18 protein-coding genes are annotated in these 22,974 nt (G+C 66.6%); all 18 read right to left on the bottom strand.

What is annotated here, in order from left to right; all coding sequences use genetic code 11:
- Nucleotides 1-14 precede the first annotated feature (14 nt).
- The gene (locus GSH16_RS00375) at nt 15-935 is read right to left on the bottom strand and encodes a D-amino acid aminotransferase (RefSeq protein ID WP_160850879.1); all 921 of its coding nucleotides are present in this window, start codon (nt 933-935) and stop codon (nt 15-17) included.
- Between the two features lie 93 nt (nt 936-1,028).
- Complete coding sequence (nadC, locus tag GSH16_RS00380) at nt 1,029-1,889, bottom strand: carboxylating nicotinate-nucleotide diphosphorylase (RefSeq protein ID WP_160850880.1); 861 nt, start codon at nt 1,887-1,889, stop codon at nt 1,029-1,031.
- Between the two features lies 1 nt (nt 1,890).
- Nucleotides 1,891-3,468 (bottom strand): L-aspartate oxidase, encoded by a 1,578-nt coding sequence (locus GSH16_RS00385; RefSeq protein WP_328803122.1) that lies wholly within the window; start codon nt 3,466-3,468, stop codon nt 1,891-1,893.
- Complete coding sequence (gene nadA / locus GSH16_RS00390) at nt 3,465-4,514, bottom strand: quinolinate synthase NadA (protein ID WP_160850881.1); 1,050 nt, start codon at nt 4,512-4,514, stop codon at nt 3,465-3,467. Before nadA ends, GSH16_RS00385 begins: the two co-directional genes overlap by 4 nt.
- Nucleotides 4,515-4,580: 66 nt before the next feature.
- A complete protein-coding gene (locus tag GSH16_RS00395; RefSeq protein ID WP_160850882.1) occupies nt 4,581-7,232 on the bottom strand; it encodes a nitrate reductase in 2,652 nt (883 codons plus the stop codon).
- Nucleotides 7,229-7,567, bottom strand: a complete 339-nt coding sequence (nirD, locus tag GSH16_RS00400) for a nitrite reductase small subunit NirD (RefSeq protein WP_160850883.1) — start codon at nt 7,565-7,567, stop codon at nt 7,229-7,231. Before nirD ends, GSH16_RS00395 begins: the two co-directional genes overlap by 4 nt.
- Nucleotides 7,564-10,005: a nitrite reductase large subunit NirB gene (gene nirB, locus GSH16_RS00405; protein WP_160850884.1), complete on the bottom strand. Its 2,442-nt coding sequence runs from the start codon at nt 10,003-10,005 to the stop codon at nt 7,564-7,566. Before nirB ends, nirD begins: the two co-directional genes overlap by 4 nt.
- On the bottom strand, nt 10,005-11,669 hold the full coding sequence (locus GSH16_RS00410) for an ABC transporter ATP-binding protein (protein ID WP_160850885.1): 1,665 nt from the start codon (nt 11,667-11,669) through the stop codon (nt 10,005-10,007). The genes nirB and GSH16_RS00410 overlap by 1 nt, the downstream gene beginning before the upstream one ends.
- A gap of 5 nt (nt 11,670-11,674) precedes the next feature.
- Entirely contained in the window at nt 11,675-12,748 is a 1,074-nt protein-coding gene (locus GSH16_RS00415; protein ID WP_160850886.1) for an ABC transporter permease, read from the bottom strand.
- Between the two features lie 69 nt (nt 12,749-12,817).
- Nucleotides 12,818-14,164 (bottom strand): CmpA/NrtA family ABC transporter substrate-binding protein, encoded by a 1,347-nt coding sequence (locus GSH16_RS00420; RefSeq protein ID WP_160850887.1) that lies wholly within the window; start codon nt 14,162-14,164, stop codon nt 12,818-12,820.
- Nucleotides 14,165-14,448: 284 nt separating this feature from the next.
- Complete coding sequence (locus GSH16_RS00425; protein ID WP_160850888.1) at nt 14,449-15,471, bottom strand: ABC transporter substrate-binding protein; 1,023 nt, start codon at nt 15,469-15,471, stop codon at nt 14,449-14,451.
- The gene (locus GSH16_RS00430) at nt 15,468-16,049 is read right to left on the bottom strand and encodes an ANTAR domain-containing response regulator (protein ID WP_160850889.1); all 582 of its coding nucleotides are present in this window, start codon (nt 16,047-16,049) and stop codon (nt 15,468-15,470) included. Before GSH16_RS00430 ends, GSH16_RS00425 begins: the two co-directional genes overlap by 4 nt.
- Before the next feature lie 71 nt (nt 16,050-16,120).
- Complete coding sequence (locus GSH16_RS00435) at nt 16,121-16,906, bottom strand: crotonase/enoyl-CoA hydratase family protein (RefSeq protein WP_160850890.1); 786 nt, start codon at nt 16,904-16,906, stop codon at nt 16,121-16,123.
- Nucleotides 16,903-17,763 (bottom strand): hydroxymethylglutaryl-CoA lyase, encoded by an 861-nt coding sequence (locus tag GSH16_RS00440; RefSeq protein WP_160852875.1) that lies wholly within the window; start codon nt 17,761-17,763, stop codon nt 16,903-16,905. Before GSH16_RS00440 ends, GSH16_RS00435 begins: the two co-directional genes overlap by 4 nt.
- On the bottom strand, nt 17,756-19,717 hold the full coding sequence (locus GSH16_RS00445) for an acetyl-CoA carboxylase biotin carboxylase subunit (RefSeq protein ID WP_160850891.1): 1,962 nt from the start codon (nt 19,715-19,717) through the stop codon (nt 17,756-17,758). Before GSH16_RS00445 ends, GSH16_RS00440 begins: the two co-directional genes overlap by 8 nt.
- Before the next feature lie 54 nt (nt 19,718-19,771).
- Nucleotides 19,772-21,376, bottom strand: a complete 1,605-nt coding sequence (locus GSH16_RS00450) for a carboxyl transferase domain-containing protein (protein WP_160850892.1) — start codon at nt 21,374-21,376, stop codon at nt 19,772-19,774.
- On the bottom strand, nt 21,373-22,131 hold the full coding sequence (locus GSH16_RS00455) for a flavodoxin family protein (protein ID WP_205523928.1): 759 nt from the start codon (nt 22,129-22,131) through the stop codon (nt 21,373-21,375). Before GSH16_RS00455 ends, GSH16_RS00450 begins: the two co-directional genes overlap by 4 nt.
- Complete coding sequence (locus tag GSH16_RS00460; protein ID WP_160850893.1) at nt 22,131-22,967, bottom strand: EcsC family protein; 837 nt, start codon at nt 22,965-22,967, stop codon at nt 22,131-22,133. The genes GSH16_RS00455 and GSH16_RS00460 overlap by 1 nt, the downstream gene beginning before the upstream one ends.
- Nucleotides 22,968-22,974: the final 7 nt, after the last annotated feature.

Below are 22,974 nucleotides of genomic sequence, written 5' to 3' on the forward strand. Positions count from 1 at the left end.
GGCGATGCGGCGGGTCACGCGCAGGTCTCCGCCGCGATCAGATCGGCATAAAGGCCGCGGATCCGTCGTGTGACGGGTCCGGCGCCGCCCGTCCCGATCGTTCGCCCGTCGATCTCGGCCACAGGGGTTTGCGCGCCGAATGTGCCGGTCAGGAACGCCTCGTCCGCGCCGTAAGTATCGACGAGCGAGAAATTGCGTTCGTGTACCGGAATGCCGTTCGCGCGGCACAGGTCGATCACCTTGGCCCGCGTGATGCCGTTCATGCAGTAATCCCCGGTCGAGGTCCAAACCTCCCCCTTGCGGACGATGAAGAAATTGCAGGCATTGGTCGTGTTGACGAACCCGTGCGGGTCGAGCATCAGCGCCTCGTCCGCACCGGCTTTTTCCGCCTGAATGCAAGCCAGGATGCAGTTGAGCTTGCTGTGGGAATTGAGCTTCGGATCCTGGCTCATCGGCAGCCCACGCACCTGCGGCACGGTGGCAAGCCGGATGCCGCCTGTCTCGGGTAACGGGCGTGGCACGGAATGTTCCATGATGATGACCATGGTCGGACCGGAGCGCGACAGGGACGGATGCTGGAAGGGCCGCTCCTTCACGCCGCGGGTGACCATCAGGCGGGCATGGGCATCAGTCTCCATGCCGTTCGCGGCGCGGGTCCGCTCCAGCGCGTCGACAACGCCCGCACGGTCCATCCCGATATCGAGGTCGAGCGCGGCAGCCGCCTCGAACAACCGGTCGAGATGGTCGCCCAGAAACGCCCAGCGCCCGTCATGGAGGCGCAGCCCCTCCCAGATCCCGTCGCCCAGCATGAAGCCGCTGTCATAGACCGACACGGTCGCCTCGGCGCGCGGGCGCAACGCTCCGTCGACATAGATCAGAATGTCGGCGTTGCGCGGGTCTTCCAGCGCGTCATGGGTGGTGCGGGTGTCTGGCATGGCGGGCTCCTCCGGCGTCGGTGCTACGGGCACGCGGCGACCGTTTCAGACTTCCCGCCGCGCTGCAACCGTCGCCCGCGTGCGGGGCGCCGCTCAGAAATCGAGGCCGAGATCGAGCGTCCGCGCCGAATGCGTGAGCGCCCCGGCCGAGATGTAATCCACGCCGGTCGCCGCGACCTCCGCAATCCGGTCGAGCGACATGTTGCCCGACGCTTCCGTCACAAGGCGGCCGCCCACCAGTTCGACCGCGCGGGCAAGCGTGGGCGTGTCCATATTGTCGAGCAGGACGACATGGGCGGTGCCCGCGTCCAGCACCTCCTGCAACTGGTCGAGCCGGTCGACCTCGATCTCCACCCGCACCATATGGCCCGCGCGCGCGGCCACGCGGTCGAGCACAGGCCGCACACCGCCCGCGGCCGCGATATGATTGTCCTTGATCAGGATCGCATCGCTCAGCGCGAACCGGTGGTTTGCACCGCCGCCATGCAGGACGGCGCGCTTCTCCACGACCCGCAGACCGGGTGTCGTCTTGCGCGTGCAGGTGATCCGCGTCGGGTGACCGCCCGTTTCCGCCACAAAAGCGGCGGTCAGGGTGGCGATGCCCGACAGGCGGCCGGCAAAGTTGAGTGCGACACGCTCGGCCATCAGGATCGAGGCAGCAGCGCCCTCGATCTCCATCAGGCAGGTGCCGCGCTCGACCGCGGCCCCCTCGCCTACATGCTGGGTGATGGTCAGCGACGGGTCGACGGCGGCAAAAGTCAGCCGCGCCACCTGCAAGCCCGAAACACGGCCCGTTTCGCGTGCATTGAGCTGCGCACGGTAGCGGGTCGCAGGGTCGATGGTCGCCGCCGTGGTCAGGTCGCCCGCCTGGCCGAAATCCTCCTCCAGCGCGCGGGCGATGAGCGGGGTGAGCATCAGGTCGGGCAGATCGGGCACGGGCTGGGCTGCAGACATGTCAGTCTCCTCGGGCGGCGTCTCGGATGGCGATGGCGTCGGCGAGCCGCAACCGTGTGCGGGCGGCCTGCGCCGGATCGGGGGTCGGAAAATCGCTGCGATAATGGCCGCCACGCGATTCCCGCCGCTGCAGGGCTGCCGCAGTGATGAGGGTCGCGGTCGCAATCATCGTGGCAAAGACAGGGTCGCGGCCCTCGGGCGCCGCGTCGAGGTCGGCGAGCAGGCGCAATGCTTCGCGCAAGCCTGCCGCATCGCGGACCACGCCGACATGGTCGGTCATGGCCTGCCGCAGACGCATCGTGGCGGCAGTCGTGTCGATTGCGGGTGCCGGCGGAAAATCGGGCTTGGGCACCGGTGGAACATTGTTCGCCGCAGGCGCCGCGCCAAGGCTGGCTGCGATATCCGCCGCGCAGGCGCGGCCGTAGACCAGCGCTTCCAGCAGGCCGTTCGACGCCAGGCGGTTCGCTCCGTGCAACCCGGTGGAGCTTGCCTCTCCGCAGACCCAGAGCCTGTCGAGACCGGCACGCCCCGATGCGTCCACGGCGACGCCGCCCATATGGTAATGCGCGGCGGCCGCCACGGGGATCGCCTCGGTCACCGGATCGATGCCCGCGGCCGCACAGGCCGCGGCCACATAGGGAAAGCGGGTCCCGATCTCCGCGCCGACGGCGCTGCGCGTGTCGAGGCAGGGCCGCATCCCGGCTTGTGTCTGGGCAAAGATGGCGCGGGCCACAACATCGCGCGGCGCCAGTTCGGCATCGGGATGGACCTCCGGCATGAACCGGTGGCCATTGCGGTCGATGAGCACCGCCCCCTCGCCGCGCAACGCTTCGGTTGCAAGCGGCGCCGGGTCGAGCCCGACATCCATGGCCGTGGGGTGGAACTGGACGAATTCGGGATCGGCAATCACAGCGCCAGCACGGGCCGCCGCGCCGATCACCTGCCCGCGAATGCGCGACGGGTTGGTGGTGAGCGCGTAGAGCCCGCCCGATCCGCCGCCCGCGAGCAGCACCGCAGGTGCCGTCAGGCGAACGGGCTCGCCGCCGCCCGCAGCCGGCAGCAGGTCCACGCCGGTGACGCCCCCGTCCCCGGTCGCCAGCCCGCAGACGAGCACCCCGTCCATGACCTGCACCGAGGGGCAGTCGCGAACCTCCTCGATCAGCGTTTCCATAATTTCACGGCCCGCCTGGTCGCCCTTCACACGGACCACGCGGGCGATGGAATGGGCCGCCTCGCGCGACAGGACATAGCGCCCGGCATCGTCGCGGTCGAAGGGCGTTCCGAAATCCGTGAGTTGCGCAATATGGTCCGGTGCTTCGCCGGTGACGCTCGCAGCCACCTGCGCATCGACAATACCGGCGCCCGCCGCGACCGTATCGGCCGCATGGGCCGCGGGGCTGTCGCTGCGGTCCATCGCCGCCGCAACACCGCCCTGCGCCCAGGCGGAACTCGCCCCGGTGCCGAGCGGATCGGGTGTCAGCACAAGAACCGGGCGCGGCGCAAGGTGAAGCGCGGCATAGAGCCCCGCCAGCCCCGCCCCGACGATGACGACGCGGTCGGTCGCCAGCGCGGCGCTCACACGTTCAGCCGCTGGCTGAGGTCGATCATCCGCTCCACTGCGGCGCGCGCGGGCTCCAGATGCTCTGCCGGCACGGTCACTTCCTCCCCCATGCGGTGAAGCGACCAGAGGATCTTCTCCAGCGTGATTTTCTTCATGTAGGGGCAGAGGTTACAGGGCTTCGCAAATTCCACATCCGGCACGCTGTCGGCAATGTTGGAGGCCATGGAACATTCGGTCACCAGCATGACTTTTTCGGGCCGGTTGTCACGCACCCAGTCGATCATGCCGCTGGTGGAGCCGGTATAGTCCGCTTCCTCGGCCACCTCGGGCTGGCATTCGGGATGGGCGATGATCTTCAGGCCCGGATCGTGGGCCCGGTATTCACGCAGTTCCGCTGCGGTATACTGCTCATGCACGATGCAACTGCCCTGCCAGTAGACGACCCGCTTGCGGCTTTCGCGGGCCACGTTCTGGGCTAGGAACCCGTCCGGCGTCATGATGACCGTATCGCCCTCCATCGCATCGACGATCTGCACTGCGTTTGCGCTGGTGCAGCAGATATCAGACGCCGCCTTCACCGCCGCCGTGGTGTTCACGTAGGACACGACCGGCGCACCGGGATATTCCGCGCGCATCCGCGCAATGTCGGCGGACGTGACCGAGGCCGCGAGCGAACAGCCGGCGGTCGCATCGGGGATCAGCACGGTTTTCTGCGGGTTCAGGATTTTCGAGGTCTCGGCCATGAAATGTACGCCGCATTGCACGATCACCTCGGCATCGACCTTGGTCGCCGCAATGGCCAGTTGCAGACTGTCGCCGACCACATCGGCTACCCCGTGATAGATCTGCGGGGTCATGTAATTGTGCGCGAGGATGACGGCGTTCCGCTCGGCTTTCAGCCGGTTGATCGCGCGGATATAGGGTGCGTATCCGGCAAATTCGACCTCTGGCAGGACCCTGTCGACGCGCTCGTAAATGTCGCGCATCTCGTCCACGAGGGTCAGCGACGGTTCAAGGTCATAGCTGGCCGCAAGTTCGGCCGACATGTCCTGCAGGTTCAGCATGAAATGCCCTTTCGCGAGGTTCCCGCCTGCCTTCTACATGGCTGACGGCGGGAAGCAAAGGGGCGGCTATTCCGCCGCCAGTCTCGCAGTTGAACGCGCCAGCAGCGCGTCCAGTTCCGGCTTGCAGGAGCCGCAATTGGTACCGGCTTGCAGGGCGGCGCCGATCTCGTCCACCGATGACAGGCCCTGCTCGGCAATCGCCTGCCGGATCGTGTTCATCCCGACGCCGAAACAGGCACAGACCGTCGGCCCCGGATCGGGTCGGTCGGCACCGGGCCGGCCGGCAAGAAGGTCCGCCGGTCCGGTATCGCCATAGGCATCCCGCAGCCATGCACGGCTGACCGGCACCGGCTCGGCCGCCGTGAAGATCGCGGCCACGACCCGCCCGTCCTTGCGGCACACGGCGCGATAGCCGCCGCCCGACCTATCCTCCACCTCGATCAGATCGGCACCCGCCGGCAAGCCGGCAAGCCTGCGAAAGAAGGCGGCCATGTCGGCGGGCGCTTCTGGTGCGGCAAACTCCATCTGCGCGCCGCCTGCCAGCGCGGCCCGGGCCCAGTATGGCGTGTCGGGGGCGACGAGCCCCGCGCCCAGCGCAAAGCCGTAGAAGGACCAGGCACATTTCGACAGATGGACGGGCGCGGATTTCAGCGCCGGCTGGCCCGAGACCGGATCGCGGTCGGGCGCGACCAGCGCGTCGACGCGGGCATCGGCTGCGAACTGTCCCGACCAGTGCATCGGGGCAAAGAGCGTGCCGGGCCGCACACGGGACGTGACGAGCGCACGCAGCGTGGCCGTGGAGCCCTGCCCCGAGACGGTCACGATATCGGCCGGACCGATGCCGCGCCGCGCCGCATCCTCGGGATGGATTTCAAGGAAAGGTTCGGCAATGTGACGGGTGAGCACCTCGGCCTGCCCGCTGCGGGTCATCGTGTGCCACTGGTCCCGGATGCGCCCTGTGTTGAGCAGAAGCGCCCCCCCCTGCGGCTCAAGCTCGGGCCCTGCGGCCACCGCAACCGCCCGCGGACGGCCCGATGGGGTGAAATAGTCGCCGTCACCAAACATCCGGTCGGTGCCCGCTCCGCCCGGTGCCACCGGCCATTGCACAGGCCGGAGCGCGTCATATCCCGCACGGTCGAGCCCGGCGAGCCCGGTCAGATCGAGGTCGCGGCCGAAACGGCGGCTTAGCGCCGTCATGCCGGCATATTCCGCGAAAATCGCGTGCGGACCGCCAAAGTCGAAACCCGCGCCGAACCCCATCGCCCGCGCCACGTCACAGATGATCTGCCAGTCGGGGCGCGCCTGACCGGGCGCGGGGCAGAATGCCCGCTGGCGCGAGATGCGGCGCTCCGAATTTGTCACCGTGCCGTCCTTCTCGCCCCATCCGGCGGCAGGCAGGAGCACATCGGCCAGTTCGGCCGTGTCGGTGTCGGCTGTCACGTCGCTGACGACGGTGAAGTCACAGGCCGCAATCGCGTCCCGCACATGGTCGGCCCGTGGCAGCGACACGGCCGGATTCGTTCCCATGATCCAGAGCGCGCGCACCTGCCCGCTGGCACAGGCATCGAAAAGGTCCACCGCCTTCAGTCCGGCGCTTTGCGGCAGCGGCCCGCAGGACCAGTAATCCTGCACAGCGGCGCGATGCGCGGCATTTTCAAGATCGAGATGACAGGCGAGCATGTTGGCAAGCCCGCCAACCTCGCGCCCGCCCATCGCGTTGGGCTGGCCGGTGACCGAAAACGGCCCCATCCCGACCCGTCCGATCCGGCCCGTGGCAAGGTGGCAGTTCAGGATCGCATTGACCTTGTCGGTCCCGTTGCGCGCCTGGTTGACCCCTTGCGAATAGACGGTGACGACGCGCTCCGTCCCGGCCCATTCCGCGAAGAAGGCCGCGATTTCGCCTGTCGACAGGCCGCACCGCTCGGCCAGTCCGGCAGCCGCGTCGGATGCGGCAAGTGCGAGCGCATCAGCCAGCCCTTCGACCGCATCGATCGCGCCTGCCGCCAGATGGCCGCGATCGGCCAGATGGTGCAGGAGCCCGTTGAACAGGCTCGTATCACTGCCGGGTCGCAGCGCCAGATGCAGGTCCGACTGGTCGGCTGTCACGGTCCGGCGGGGGTCGATGGTCACGATCCGCGTGCCGCGCTTGTCCCGCGCCGCCATGAGCCGTTGGTGCAGCACCGGATGACACCAGGCAAGGTTCGATCCGACCAAGACGACCAGATCGGCTTCCTCCAGATCCTCGTAGCAGCCGGGAACGGTGTCCGAGCCGAAGGCGCGCTTGTGCCCCGCCACCGAGGACGCCATGCAAAGCCTTGAATTCGTGTCGATATTCGCCGAGCCGATAAAACCCTTCATCAGCTTGTTGGCGACATAATAATCCTCGGTCAGCAACTGGCCCGAGACATAGAAAGCGACGCTGTCGGGCCCATGTCGGGCGATCGTGTCCGCAAACCGAGCGGCGACAAGGGCGGTCGCATCCACCCAGCTCGACCGCTGACCGGCGATCAGCGGATCGAGAAGCCGGCCCTCAGCCCCGAGCGTCGCGCCCAGTGCCGATCCCTTGGAACAGAGCCGCCCGAAATTGGCCGGATGGTCCGGGTCACCGGCAATCGCGGTCCCACCGTCCGCCTCGGGCGTCGCCAGAACCCCGCACCCGACACCGCAATAGGCGCAGGTCGTGCGGACCGGCGCGCCGGTGCCTGCCGGTCCGCTCATTCCGCGGCGACCTGTGGTGCAAGTGCCGCGCGGTCGAGCAGGATGCGCCCGGCCTCCACCCGCACCGGATAGGTGCGCACCGCGCCCTCGTCGGCGCCCTGCGCCTGACCGGTGTTGAGGTCGAAAACCCAGTTGTGGAGCGGGCAGGTCACCTGCTCGCCATGCTGGATGCCGTTCGACAGGGGCCCGCCCTTGTGCGGACAGGCATCGTCAAGCGCAAAGACCTTGTCCTCGGCGGTGCGGAAGACGGCGATACAGCCGAAATGCGTCTTCACCAGCCGGGCGGCCTGACGCGGGATATCCTCCAGCGCGCCGATATCGATCGCGGTCGTCATTCTGCTGCCACCTGTGTCAGGTCCGCCAACGGGCGGTATTCATGAGAATCCGTGCCGGCAACACGTGCTGCCCACGGGTCTTTCTGGAAGATGCGCTGGGCATGGAAGAACCGGTCGGCGAGTGCCTTGCGGCTGTCCGCATCCTCGACCACGCGCGCCTTGACCCAGTCGAGCCCGACCTTGGCGATCCATTTGTAAGGCCGGTGCAGATATTGCGCATTCTCGCGGTAGAGCTGGTAGAAAGCCGCGCAATATTCGATGGCTTCTTCCTCGGTTTCCACCTGTGCGAGCAGGTCGGTCTGGCGCACGTCCATGCCGGCCGCCCCGCCAACATGCAGCTGGTAGCCCGAATCCACGCAAACCACGCCGAAATCCTTGCAGGTCGCTTCCGCACAGTTGCGCGGACAGCCCGACACGGCGAGTTTGAACTTGTGCGGCGACCAGGCACCCCAGAGCGCCTTTTCAAGCTTGATGCCAAGCCCCGTGCTGTCCTGCGTCCCGAAACGGCAATGTTCCGAACCGACGCAGGTTTTCACGGTGCGCAGCCCCTTGGCATAGGCATGGCCTGACACCATGCCGGCGTCGTTCAGATCGGACCAGATTGCGGGCAGGTCCTCCTTGCGGACGCCGAGCAGATCGATCCGCTGGCCGCCCGTGACCTTCACGGTCGGCACGTTGAACTTCTCCGCCGCATCCGCGATGGCGCGCAGTTCCTGCGGCGTGGTGATCCCGCCCCACATGCGCGGCACGACCGAATAGGTGCCATCTTTCTGGATGTTGGCGTGGACGCGCTCGTTGATGAACCGGCTTTGGCCGTGATCGCGGTAGTCGTCGGGCCATGCGCAGAGCAGGTAATAGTTGAGCGCCGGGCGGCAGGAGGCGCAGCCGCCCGAGCTTTTCCAGCCCATCGCCTGCATCACCGCCGGGATCGACTTCAACGCCTGTGCGACGATCATCCGGCGCACATCGTCATGGCTGTGATCGGTGCATTTGCACATGCCCGCCGCCTGCGGCAGCACGAAATCGTCGCCGAGCGTGAGCGCGACCACCTGTTCTGTCAGACCCGCGCAGGTCCCGCAGGATGTGCTGGCCTTGGTGACCGCCTTGACCGCGTCGAGCGAGGTCGCGCCCGCCTCGATTGCCGCGATGATCGTGCCTTTGGATACGCCGTTGCAACCGCAAATCTCTGCCTCATCCGGCAAGGCTGCAACGGCTGCCATAGGGTCCGCGTCGGCCCCCGCGGCAAATCCCGGTCCGAAGATGAGCACATCGCGGATCTCGGAGATATCCTCCTTGTCCTTCAGCTTCTGCAGGAACCAGGCGCCGTCGCTCGTGTCGCCATACATGACGACACCGATGATCCGGTTGTCGCGGATCACGAGCCGCTTGTAGATGCCTTGCGTGGCGTCGCGGTAGACGATTTCCTCTCGGCCGCCGCCTTCGGCAAAGTCGCCGGCGGAGAAGAGATCCACGCCCGTGACCTTCAGCTTGGTGGAGATTTCCACCGGCTCGAACCGTTCATGGAACCCCAGCATGTTGCGCGCGGCCACGCGGGCCATGTCATAGAGCGGTGCGACCAGCCCGTAGCAGCTTCCCGCATGTTCCACGCATTCGCCGATCGCGAACACTTCGGGATCGTCGGTCTTCATCTCGTCATTGACCAGAAGCCCGCGATTGTATTTCAGGCCCGCCGCCTGGGCGAGGCCGAAATTCGGCCGGATGCCGACCGCCATGACGACCATGTCGGCGGCGAGCACGGTCCCGTCTTCGAGATGCACCGCCTCGACCTTGCCCTCGCCCACGATCTCTTTCGTGTTGGCGCCGCAGAGCACACGGATGCCGCGGTTCTCCAGTTCGCGCTGCAAGAGATAGCCCGCAGATGCGTCGAGCTGGCGCTCCATCAGGTGTCCCATCAGATGCACGACGGTCACCTCCATACCGCGCATCGACAGGCCTGCGGCCGCCTCCAGCCCCAGAAGTCCGCCGCCGATCACCACGGCCTTGGCACCCGGGCGCTCGGCATAGCCGATCATCCGGTTCACGTCGCCGAGGTCGCGATAGGCGAGCACGCCGTCGAGGTCCCGCCCCGGCACCGGGATGATGAAGGGCGAGGATCCGGTGGCGATCAGGAGCTTGTCATAGGGCGTCTCGCCCTTCTCGCTTATGACAACCTTGCGCATCCGGTCGATGCCCGTGACCAGTTCGCCGAACCGGCAGGTGACGCCGTGGCTTTCATACCAGTCCGCATCGTGGGTCACGATTTCCTCGAACTGCTTTTCGCCCGAGAGCACCGGCGAGAGCATGATGCGGTTGTAATTGCCCCGCGGCTCGGCGCCGAAAAGCGTGATGTCGTAGATTTCGTCATTGGCTTCGAGCAGATGTTCCATCGCCCGGCCCGACGCCATACCGGCGCCGATGACAACCAGTTTCATCGCCATCAGGCTGCGTCCTTCTTCTTGGTATGGCCGTGTTCGTAATCCTCGAGGAATTGCAGAACCTCGGCCCGGTAGCGGTAGTAATCGGGATGTTCCAGAAGCGCCTTGCGGCTGCGCGGGCGCGGCAGGGTCACGTCCATGACCTTGCCGATCCGGGCGCGCGGTCCGTTCGTCATCATCACCACCCGGTCGGACAGGAGCACCGCTTCGTCCACGTCATGGGTGACGCAGATAGCCGTGACCTTGGTGCGCGACCAGACCTCCATCAGCACGTCCTGCAACTCCCAGCGCGTCAGGCTGTCGAGCATACCGAACGGTTCGTCGAGCAGCAGGAGCTTCGGGCTGAGCGCAAAGGCCCGCGCGATGCCGACCCGCTGTTTCATCCCGTTGGACAGGCTGTCGGCGGGCTGGTGCATCGCATCGGCCAGACCGACACGTTCAAGGTAATATTCCACCACATCCTGCCGCTCGGCGCGGCTCGCGGAGGGATAGACCTTGTCCACCCCGATCGCGACATTCTCCCGCGCGGTGAGCCAGGGAAAGAGGTTCGGCGACTGGAAGACAACGGCGCGTTCCGGGTCGGCTCCTTCGACATGTTTGCCGTCGAGCACGATCCCGCCCTTGGAAATCGGGTTGAGCCCCGCCGCCATCGTCAGGACCGTGGACTTGCCACAGCCCGAATGGCCGATGACGGAAATGAACTCGCCCTTGTTCACGGTCATGTCGAAATCCTCGACCACCGTCAGCGGGCCTTTCGGCGTCGGATAGATCTTGTGGACCTGGCTGAACTGGAGGTAGCGCGCATCGAGGCTCGCGGCCGACGCCTCGCGATAGGCCTTGGGCGCCATCTGGTGCACCGCCGTCACGTCGGGCAGCAAGCGTGTGCCGGCCTCGCGCGCTTCGAACCCGACCTCCATCAGATACTGGGTGACATCCGCACGGAGCTTTTTGAACGCCGTATTGTCGTTCATCGCCGTGCGGTCGCGCGGGCGGGGAATGTTGACTTCGAACCCCGGACCGAAGGCGGCACCGGGACCCGGGTTCAGCGGGATGATCCGGTCGGCCAGCAGGATCGCCTCGTCCACGTCATTGGTGATGAGGATGATCGTCTTCTTCTCGATCTGGCTGATCCGCTCGATTTCATCCTGCAGGTTGGCGCGGGTCAGCGCATCGAGCGCCGACAGGGGCTCGTCGAGCAGAAGCACTTCGGGCTGCATCGCAAGCGCGCGCGCAACCGACACGCGCTGGCGCATCCCGCCCGACAGTTCCGCAGGCCGCCGGTCGGTCGCATGGGACAGGCCCACCATGTCGACATAGTGCTTCACGATGTCCGCGCGGTCCGCTCGGCTTTTCTTGCCATGCACCGCGTCGACCGCGAGCGCCACATTGCCCGTCACCGTCAGCCAGGGCATCAGCGAATAGGACTGGAAGACCAGTCCCCGCTCCGGTCCCGGTCCGGTGATTTCCTTGTTGCGGAAAAGCGCAGCCCCCGTGTCGGGCATTTCCAGACCCGACAGGATGTTCATCAGCGTCGTCTTGCCGGAGCCCGAGAAGCCGACGATGGCCACGAACTCGCCTTCCTCGACCGCCAGGTCGATCCCGTCGAGCACATGCGCCTCGCCATAGGACTTGCAGACATTTTCCAGTTTCAGAATGGGACGTTTCATCGCGCTCACCGTGTCGCCGAATAGGTGAACATGGACTGGAGCGCGAACATCAGCCGGTCGAGCAGATAGCCGATGATCCCGATGGTCAGCACCGCAACCATGATCTTGGCGAGCGAGCTGGAGGAGCCGTTCTGGAACTCGTCCCAGACGAATTTGCCCAGACCCGGGTTCTGCGCCAGCATCTCGGCGGCGATCAGCACCATCCAGCCGACACCGAGCGACAGGCGCAGACCGGTGAAGATGAGCGGCAGGGCCGAGGGCAGCACCAGCTTGGAAATCTTGGTCCGCGTGTTCAGCTTCAGCACCTTGGAGACGCTGATCAGGTCCTTGTCGATGGAAGCCACACCGAGCGCGGTGTTGATGAGCGTCGGCCAGAGCGAACAAAGCGTCACCGTGATGGCCGAGGTCAGGAACGCCTTGGAGAACATGCCGTCATTCGTCACGTAAACGGCCGAGACAACCATGGTGACGATGGGCAGCCAGGCCAATGGCGAAACCGGCTTGAAAATCTGGATGATCGGGTTCATCGCCGCGTTGAAACTCGGCGACAGGCCGCACATGATCCCGATCGGCACCGCGACCACGGTCGCGATCAGGAAGCCGAAAAAGACGGTCTGGAGCGAGGTCCAGATCTGGTCATAGTAGGTCGGCGCTCCGGTATAGGCCCGCCATTTGACCTTGTCGGACTGGCCGTTGGCTTCCAACTTGGCGTTGCGCGCCTCCTGCCGCTCGTAGAAAGCTTCTTCCTTGGCTTTCTGCTTCAGGAACTCCTGATGCAGGCCGCGTGCCTCTTCCCAGACCTGCGCCGGACCCGGCACCGCCCCGAGGCTCGTCTGGACCTTCGGCGCGAGCGTGCCCCAGGCCATCAGGAAGACGAGGATCGCCAGAACCGGGATACCGAGCAGGCGCCAGATCTCGCGCCCGTTGCGCTTCGGGTCGTCGCCCGCAAGGATCCGCAGAAGCGGCGTCATCCAGCTCAGGCCGAGCACCGTGAAATAGCGGTCGGCGGCGGTGATCCGGCTGAACAGCCGTTCGCGTCGGTCGGTCTTGCTGGGGCTGGGGTCGACAATGGCGGTCATGTCTCGATGTCTTTCCGTTGCATGTGTGGCAGACGGAAGCGCCCGACCGGGCGCTCCCTGTTGTGGGCGTCAGCCTTCGGCGCCCTGCAGGCCGATGGCGAACTGGCCGAGATAGGCGTTGGGCGTGCGGCCGTCATAGGCGACACCGTCGATGAATTCGTCGGTCGCGGGTTTGTAGCCGTCGCTGTCCCAGGGGAAATCGGCCGCATCGGCCAAGCCCTCATCGACCAGCATCTGCGCGGCTTCCAGATAGATGCCCGGCAGGTACACGGACTTGGCCACGTCGTGATACCATTCATCCGTCTGCGGCTCGGAAATCTGGCCCCAGCGGCGCATCTGGGTCAGGTACCAGATCGCGTCGGAATAGAAGGGATAGGTGGCGTTGTAGCGGAAGAAGACGTTGAAGTCGGGAATGTCGCGCACATCGCCCTTCTCGAACTCGAACGTGCCCGTCATCGAAGCCCCGATCACTTCGGCGTCCGCGCCGACATATTCCGCGCCCGACAGGATCTCCACAGCTTCCTCGCGGTTGGCATTGTCATTCTCGTCGAGCCACATGGCTGCGCGGATCAGCGCCTTGGTCAGCGCCAGCGTGGTGTTGGGATAGGTCTCGGAGAAGTCCTTCGTCAGACCGAAAACCTTCTCGGGATTGTTCTTCCAGATTTGGTAGTCGGTGATGACCGGCACGCCGATCCCCTTGAACACGGCCTGCTGGTTCCACGGCTCGCCGACGCAATAGCCTTCGATCGTGCCGGCTTCCATCGTCGCGGGCATCTGCGGAGGCGGGGTCACCGACAGGAGCACATCGGCGTCGATCTGGCCCGATGTGTTGTCCGGCGAATAGTAGCCGGGGTTCAGGCCGCCCGCGGCCAGCCAGTAGCGCAGTTCGTAATTGTGGGTGGAGACCGGAAACACCATGCCCATGTTGAAGGGCTTGCCGGCATCCTTGTAACTGTCGACCACCGGCTTCAGGGCGGCGGCGCTGATCGGGTGGACCGGTTTGCCGTCGGCATCGGCGGGGATATTGGGCTTCATCTGCTCCCAGACCGAGTTGGAGACCGTGATCCCGTTGCCGTTCAGGTCCATCGAGAAGGGCGTCACGATATGCGCCTCGGTTCCGTAGCCGATCGTGGCGGCGAGCGGCTGGCCGGCGAGCATATGCGCCCCGTCGAGCTGGCCGTCGATCACTCGGTCGAGCAGCACCTTCCAGTTGGCCTGCGGCTCCAACGTGACGAAGAGCCCCTCATCCTCGAAAAAGCCCATCTCGTAGGCGATGGCGAGCGGCGCCATGTCGGTGAGCTTGATGAAGCCGAAGGTCAGCTCGTCCTTCTCCACATCCAGCATTTCGGCCTGCGCCGCCGGTGCCACAAGCGCCAGAAGCGCCGCGCCGGTAAGAATTGAGGTTCTGATCGTCATTCCACATCTCCTGAAACCAAAAGCCGCCCGACCCTTGAACCGGTCGCGGGGGATGCGGCCTGTTCAGGATCGAGCGGCTTTGCTCGCAACCATGCCCCTCGCGGAGCGGTCGGGCCGACCTCCTTGTCGACCGTTGCCCTGACCATAGCTCATGCTGCGGCGCAGTAAAGATGCGCTGTATCAAAAATTGGCATCGCACCAAAAGTGCAAAAATTATGTGCAAAAAATTCGGAATCGGCGCCCAATAAACAGGCAAAAAGGTCAGGGAGCAGCAAATGGGCGGGTCAGAGCGGCGCCAGAACCCGCTGTTCGAAGCCGTCCAAAACAGAATCGAGCGGCCGACGGTCAAACAGGTCGTACACCGATTCTTCCGCACGCTCCCCGCCCATACGCGGTGGAATCCAGTCCGCCGCCGTGTCGAGCAGGTCGGGCCAGCGGTTGCCGCCGAGCCGCAGGACAGGCCGGCCCGCCTGCCCGGCCATGACCGTCAGATCGGGATCGAAAGCCCGCCGGATCGCCTCCGGCGGCAGATTGAGGAAATCCGGCCGCGACAGGATATCGGCCAGTTCCGCCGTCGCACCGGGCTGGGTCAGCCAGAGTTCTGTGCGCAAGAAGGCCCGCCCGATGGCCGCGAGCGCTTCGGGATGGGCTGCGCACCAGTCGCGCCGCAGGCCGAGCAGTTTCTCCGGCAGATCCTGCCCCAGAGCCCGCACCGGCATCAGAAGTGTCGCGCGCCCGCGCGCCTGCGCCAGCGAGCCGTAGGGCTCGCCGACCATGAATGCGTCGATCTCGCCCTCGTCCATCACGTCGCCCAGCATCGAGGGCGGCGCTACGACGGTCGACAGCCCGTCGCCCGCCTCCGGCCCGAGCCAGTCGAGCAGTTGCAGGCGGTGCATCGATGCGCCGAATGGCACGCCCACGCGGAGCGGCCGCACCCCGGCCCAGGCCCGCAGCGCCTGCGCCAGCCCGGCCGGATCGTCCGCGCCGGCCAGATGGGTTGCGCAATGGTCGGCAAGAGCCGGCGTCGCCGCCAGCGTGTTTCCGTCCCGCCCGAGGATGAAGGGCGCGACCAGATCGGCCTGCAAGGGCATGGCGCCGCTCTGGATCGCAAGCGCGAGCGGCGACAGGAGATGGGCGGCATCGAACAGGCCGGTGGCGAGCCGATCCGCAAGGCTCGACCAACTGGCACAGCGCTGCAGCGTGACGGCAACGCCTTCCTCCGCCAGAAACCCCTGCTCGACGGCCGCTATCAGCAATCCGGCATCGGCAAGCGGCACGAAACCGCAGGTGAGCGACACATCCGTCATGACAGAAGCCCCGCCGCGGTCACCAGCCCTTCGGCCACTTCCACAACCTTCTTGCCGCGGTCCATCGCGGTCTTGCGCAGAAGCGCGTAAGCCTCGTCCTCGTTCAGCCCGCGCGCGGCCATCAAGAGCCCCTTGGCGCGGTCGATCGTCTTGCGATCCTCAAGCGCCGCACGGGTCGTCGCCAGTTCGCTGCGCAATTTCGCGAAACTGTCGAAGCGGGCCATTGCGGCTTCCAGCACCGGGCGGACCCGATCCTTTCGCAGGCCGTCGACCACATAGGCACTGACCCCGGATTCGATGGCCGCGCGCATCATTTCCTTGTCCGACCGGTCGACGAACATGGCCACCGGCCGTTCTGTCGGGCCGGACGCGAGCGTCAGGGCACTCAAGACGTCGCGGCTGGGATGCTCCAGATCGACGAGCACGATGTCGGGCGCAAGATCGGCCAGCCGGCGCACGATGCCGGTCATGTCTCCGATCAGGCTGACGCGCACCGACCCCATCGCGCCAAGCGCGTCGAGGATCATCTCGGCTCGCTCGGGATTCTGGTCGATGACGGCAATGTGCAGGTCGGACATGGGCACCCTTTCGGCGCCCGATGCTGCAATGGCGAGATTTCTATTGCAATGCACAACAGACCGGAACCGGTTCAGCTCGCCCAGCTTGGCCTGCGTTTGCTGAAAAATGCGGCAATTCCCTCCCGCGCATCTTCGGTTTCCCACGTGTCGGCCAGGCGCGAGACGGTCATCTCGACCGTCGCATCGTCAATCGGGGGCGAGAGATCGCGCAACAGCGCCTTTGCCGCGCGGACCGCAACCGGCGAGGCGTCGAGATAGGGGGCCACTTCCGCTTCGACCGCGGCGTCGAGATCAGCATCATCGACCACCCGCGCCGCAAGGTTCAAACCGACAAGTTCCTCCGACGACCAGAGCTTCGGGCTGGCAAAGACCCGCCGCGCCTGCGCAGGCCCGATGCGGGCCACGACGTACGGGGAAATCGTCGCCGGGATGAGACCGAGCCGCGTCTCGGTCAGGCCGAAACGCCGTCCGGTCACGGCAATCGCACTATCGCAGACCGACATCATGCCGATCCCGCCGCCAAAGGCCTGTCCGTTGATCCGCCCGACGAGCGGAACGGCCAGCCGGTCGAGTGCGCGCAACATGTGGGCCAGCCGGCGCGCCTCTGCGATGCGCTGCGCACGGTCGCCGTCGAACTGCGCCCGCATCCATCCCAGATCGCCGCCGGCACAGAAACTCTTGCCCGCGCCGGTCAGGATCACGGCGCGCAGGCTCTCGTCCGCATTGATCTCCGCGGCCGCAGCGGTCAAAGCGTCGGCCATCGCGGGGCTGAGCGCATTATGCGTATCCGGCTGGTCGAGCGTCAGGGTTGCGATGCCGCGCGGGTCGCGGTCGAGCCTTATGGTCGGCTGGCTCATGGCAGATCCTTTCTGAGGCTGCGCGCGAAGGTTGCGGCGCGGTCGAGCGCCGCCCGGTCGAGGCCCGTGTCGAAGCCGCGGTCGCGCAGGTAGCTGTCGAGTGTCTCGGTCGCCAGATTGCCCGCGGCCCCCGGCGCATAGGGGCAGCCGCCAAGACCACCCGCAGCACTGTCGAAGACCCGCAACCCGTGGTCGAGCGCAACGCCCACATTTTCGACGGCGCGGCCGGATGTATCATGGAAATGGCCCGCCAGACGGTCAGCCGGAACGTCGCGCAAGACCGCCTGCAACATCGCGTCCACCCGCTCGGGCGTGCCGCGCCCGAGCGTGTCGCCGAGCGACACTTCGCGGCAGCCTGCCTCCATCAGCGCGACGGCGACCCGCGCAACGGCCTCGGGCGCGATCTCCCCCTCGAAGGGGCAATCGGTCACGCAGGACACATAGCCCCGCACCGTGATCCCGTCCTGCGCGGCCGCATCGAGGATCGGGGCGAACCGCTCGAAACTCTCGGCGATCGAACAGTTGATGTTCTTCCGGCTGAAACTCTCCGACGCGGCGGCGAAGACCGCCACTTCGTCGGCGCCGGCATCCCGCGCCGCGATATAGCCCCGCATGTTGGGTGCAAGCGCGGCATATGCCGTACCGGGGCGGCGCGCGATGGCCCCCATCACCTCGGCCGCGTCGGCCAGTTGCGGGACCCATTTGGGCGACACGAAACTCGTCACCTCGATCCGTGCGAACCCCGCCTGGCTCAGCAGATCGACAAGCCGCACCTTGTCGGGCGTCGCGATCATCGCCTTCTCGTTCTGCAGCCCGTCGCGCGGGGCCATCTCGTAGATGGTGACCCGCTCAGCCATCGGCATCTTCCAGCCGTGCAAGAAGCGTCCCATCCGTGACGGTCGCCCCTTCGGCGGCCGGCAGGCTGGCGATCCGGCCCGCGCGCGGCGCGGTCAGCGTATGTTCCATCTTCATCGCTTCAAGGATGAGAAGCGGTGCGCCTTTCTCGACCTCGGCCCCTTCCTCGGTCAGCACTGCCTTCACCAGTCCGGGCATCGGCGCGCGGATATCGCCGCCAGCATGATCCCCTTCATCGCCCCTGCCCTGCAACGGGTCGCGGCGCTCGAACCGGAAGGGCTGCGCACCCGCCAGCACCGTCACCATCGTGTCGGACCGCAGGCAGGTGACGGCCGCGGTGACACCTGTATTCGTCTCCAGCCGGTAGCGGTTGCCCTCCTGCCGGATCGACAGGCGGAACCGGTCCTCTTCCAACGTGACGCGGTAGCGATCGGCACCGAGCCGCTCGATCTGGACGGTGATTTCCTCGTCATCATGGACGAGCGCCACTTCTTGCACGAGCGGCTTCCATAGGTGGAACCCGGCGAGCGGATCATCCGTGCCGCCCTGCGCCACGATGGCGGCCAGACCGATCACCGCATCCGAACAGGGCGGGCTGTCGGTGAGGTCCTCCAGATCGCGGTCGATCAGGCCCGTATCCATCTCCGCCGCGCGGAACCCCGGGTGGCGCACGAGCGTCGCCAGAAACGGCAGGTTGGTGACCGTTCCCGCGATGGCCGTGTCGCTCAGCGCGCGGTGCATCTGCGTGAGCGCCGTGTCCCGCGTCGGGCCGTGCACGATCAGTTTCGCGATCATCGGATCATAGTGCGGGCTGATCGCATCGCCAGCCACGACACCGCTGTCCGCCCGCGCCGCGGCGGGAAATTCCAGATGGGTGAGCGTGCCGATCGCGGGCAGGAAGCCGCGCGACGGATCTTCGGCATAAAGCCGGGCTTCCATCGCATGCCCGGAAATCGACAGATCGGACTGGCGGGCGGGCAGCGGCTCGCCGGACGCGACCCGCAACTGCCATTCGACCAGATCCACACCGGTGATCGCCTCCGTTACCGGATGTTCGACCTGCAGGCGGGTGTTCATCTCCATGAACCAGAACCGGTCGGCGCGCAGACCGTCGGACCCGTCGACGATGAACTCGACCGTGCCCGCCCCGTGATAGTCGATGGCTTCCGCCGCCGCGACCGCTGCCGCGCCCATGGCGGCGCGCACCTGCGGCGTCATGCCGGGCGCCGGCGCCTCCTCGATGACCTTCTGGTGACGGCGCTGCAACGTGCAGTCGCGCTCGAACAGATGCACGACATTGCCGTGGCGGTCGCCAAAGACCTGAATTTCAATGTGGCGGGGGCTCTGGATGAATTTCTCGATCAGGACGGCGTCATTGCCGAAGGCCGTGCGCGCCTCGCCGCGGGCCGAGGCCAGCGCCGCGGCAAATCCGTCCGGCGTATCGACGCGGCGCATCCCCTTGCCGCCACCGCCGGCCACCGCCTTGATGAGCACCGGGTAGCCGACCTCCTCGGCCGCCGCGGCGAGCACCTCGTCGGACTGGTCGGCCTCGTGATAGCCCGGCACGACCGGCACGCCGGCCTCGGCCATCAGCGCCTTGGCGGCATCCTTCAGCCCCATGGCGCGGATCGCGGTGCCCGACGGGCCGATGAATGTCAGGCCCGCGGCCTCTACCGCGTCCACAAATTCCGGGTTTTCAGACAGGAACCCGTAGCCCGGATGGATCGCCTGAGCGCCGGTCTCCTTGGCGGCGGCGATGATCGCCTCGCCGCGCAAGTAGCTCTGCGCCACCGGCGCGGGGCCGATCCGCACCGCCTGATCAGCCAGCGCCACATGCTGTGCCGTCGCATCGGCATCCGAATAGACCGCCACCGTCGCCACGCCGAGGCGGCGCGCGGTGCGGATGATGCGGCAGGCGATTTCGCCGCGATTGGCAATGAGGATCTTGTCAAACACGGGCGGCACCTGTGCGGTCGGTCAGGGAAAGAGATCGGTTGCGGGACATGGGCATCACATCCGGAACAGGCCGAAACGCGTGTCGACCACCGGATGCGACAGGGCCACGCGAAGCGAAAGGGTCAGCACGTCGCGGCTCTTGCGCGGGTCGATGATCCCGTCGTCCCAGAGCCGTGCCGACGCGTAGAGCGGGTGGCTTTGGCGCTCGAACATCTCGAGCGTGGGCGCCTTGAAGGCGGTTTCTTCCTCCGCCGACCAGCTGCCGCCCTGCCGCTCGATCGCGTCGCGCTTGACGGTGGCGAGCACGCCTGCCGCCTGTTCGCCGCCCATGACCGAGATGCGGCTGTTGGGCCATGTCCAGAGAAACCGCGGGCCATAGGCGCGCCCCGCCATGCCGTAATTGCCCGCCCCGAAGGACCCGCCCACCAGCATGGTGATCTTGGGCACGGCGGTCGTGGCCACCGCGGTGACCAGCTTTGCACCGTGGCGTGCGATCCCCTCGGCCTCGTATTTCCGGCCGACCATGAAACCGGTGATGTTCTGCAGGAAAACCAGCGGGATCTTCCGCTGCGAACACAGTTCCACGAAATGCGCGCCCTTCACCGCACTTTCGGAGAAGAGCACGCCATTGTTCGCGATGATCCCGACCGGCATGCCCGACACATGGGCGAAACCGCAGACAAGCGTGGTCCCGAACCGGGCCTTGAACTCGTCGAAACGCGACCCGTCGACAAGCCGTGCGATGACCTCGCGGATGTCATAGGGCGTCCGCAAATCGGCGGGCACAACGCCGAGGATCTCATCGGGGTCGTAGGCCGGCGGTTCCGGGGGCTGGCAGGCCGCATGCAGCCCCGGCGCCCGGTTCAGTCCGACCACCGCCTGTCGTGCCAGCGCCAGCGCGTGGGCGTCATCCTCGGCCAGCATGTCGGCCACGCCGGACAGGCGCGTATGCACATCGCCACCGCCCAGATCCTCTGCCGTGACCTCCTCGCCCGTGGCGGCGCGCACCAGTGGCGGACCGGCCAGAAAGATGGTGCCCTGCTCGCGCACGATGATCGTCACGTCCGACATGGCCGGCACATAGGCGCCGCCGGCGGTGCAGGACCCCATGACGACCGCGATCTGGGCAATGCCCTTCGCGGACATGCGCGCCTGATTGTAGAAAATGCGCCCGAAATGGTCGCGGTCGGGAAACACCTCGTCCTGGTTCGGCAGATTGGCCCCGCCGCTGTCCACCAGATAGATGCAGGGCAGGCCGTTTTCCTCTGCGATTTCCTGTGCGCGCAGATGCTTCTTCACTGTCATCGGGTAATAGGTGCCACCCTTCACGGTCGCATCGTTGCACACGACCATGACCGGTTGGTCATGCACCCAGCCGATGCCGGCAATCACGCCGGCCGCGGGGGCCGCGCCGTCATACATGCCATGGGCGGCGGTCGCACCGATTTCGAGGAAGGGCGATCCCGGGTCGAGCAGGTTCGCAACCCGCCGCCGCGGCAGCATCTTGCCACGTTTCACATGGCGCTCGCGGGCGCGATCGCCGCCGCCAAGCGCAGCTGCCTGTGCGGCCTCTGACACCTCCTCCAGCGCGGCCAGATGGGCATCCCGATTGGCCGTGAAGGCGGAATCGGAGGGGGACAGGTCGGATGTCAGCTTCACGCGCGATGCTCCGGATTTGCATAGTCGAACCGGCACCCTGCCTTCCATGCGCGGCGGTCGTTGCCATGCGACGGCAAACCGCCCGCATCTTTCAGCATCCGCGCGAGATGGAGGAGGTTCCAACTCATGATTGTTGTGTTTCTCTGGGTGAATTCATTGTCGAACCCGGCCCGTGACCCGTCGTCCAGAGCATCGCCGTAGGATGGCCCCGGACCGGCCTCTCCGATCCAGCCGCAATCGGCCTGTGGCGGGATCGTATAGCCGAGGTGGCTGAGCGCGAAGCCGATCGTCATGGCGGCATGCTTGATCCCGTCTTCATTGCCGGTGATCACGCACCCGCCGGTCTTGCCATAGAAGATCGACTGGCCCTTGTCGTTCAACTCGCCCGACATGGCATAGAGCCGCTCGATCAGAACGCGGCAGACGGAGCTTTCCTCCCCGAGCCAGAGCGGCGAGCCGATCACCAGAATGTCGGCGGCCAGCACCTTCTGCCAGATGTCTGGCCAGTCATCGCGGTCCCAGCCATGCTCGGTCATGTCGGGATAGACGCCGGGCGGCACTTGGTGGTCGAGAAGGTGCAGCATCTCTGCCTGCATGCCGTTGCGGGAGAAGATCTCGCGCACAACGGACATGAGCGTTGCCGTGTGGCTCTGCGCGCTGTCGCGGGTGAGCGATGTGTTGATAAGAAGCGCCTTCAGGTCGGAATAGTCGGTCCGGTTCGCCGCGCAGAGCGCTTCCTGCCTGTCGTTCAGCATCAGCCCGTCCCCCCGTCCCCGTCCGGCGGCGGCAGGGCCTGCCGTGCCATCAGCCAGCGCTGGCGGTAGGCATAGCGCGCCGCACGCGACACGTCGGTCTGGAAGCTTGCATTGACACCGGCCGCGATGACCCCGCCGAGGACCGGCACGATCTGCGCGGCCTTGCGCCCCAGAAGCCCCGCACCGACCTGACGCGACACACGTTCCACCGCCGTCTCGATCACCCAGTCCGTCGCGCTGGCGGCGGCACATCCGCCGCCCCCCGTCAGACCGCGGGCCATGCGGTTGATCCGGCCGAGCGCCTGCGCCCGTCCCTCCATCCCCGTGGTGGCAGCCATTTCGAGAATGGCCAGCCGGAAGGCGCGCTCCTCGGCCCCGTCGCCCGTGAACCCGTAGGCCGCGCCGGTCGCCCGCACATTGCGGGCCGCGACCGCGATCGTCGTGGGGATATCGACCGTCATGCCGATCCCGCCGAACCAGCCGGCAGCCCCGCCGCTGGCGGCGTTGGAGCCCGCCGACAGTGCCTGCACCCGCAGGGCGGCGGCATCGCAGGCGGCAATATCGTCAAGGTCATGGGCGGGCCGGTCACCAAGCGCGATCCCCGCCGCGCGATCCGCCGCGTCGAGCCCGCGCCGCACCAGCGCCGGCGGCACCATCCGGCTGATCCCACGGCCCAAAGGCGCGGTCAGTTTCTCTGCACCACGCCCGAGCACAGTGCTGCGCTGGTGCTCGAACGCCGCCTGCTCGGCCAGCACGGCGTCGAGGCTTCGCGCCAGATCGGCGCGGGCAGGCGGCGTTGCCCTTGCCCTGTCCTGTTTCGAAGTCGGTCGGGCCATGGCGGCT

Origin of the sequence: Oceanomicrobium pacificus, from assembly GCF_009833495.1 — a bacterium.
In the GTDB taxonomy this organism is placed as follows: domain Bacteria; phylum Pseudomonadota; class Alphaproteobacteria; order Rhodobacterales; family Rhodobacteraceae; genus Oceanomicrobium; species Oceanomicrobium pacificus.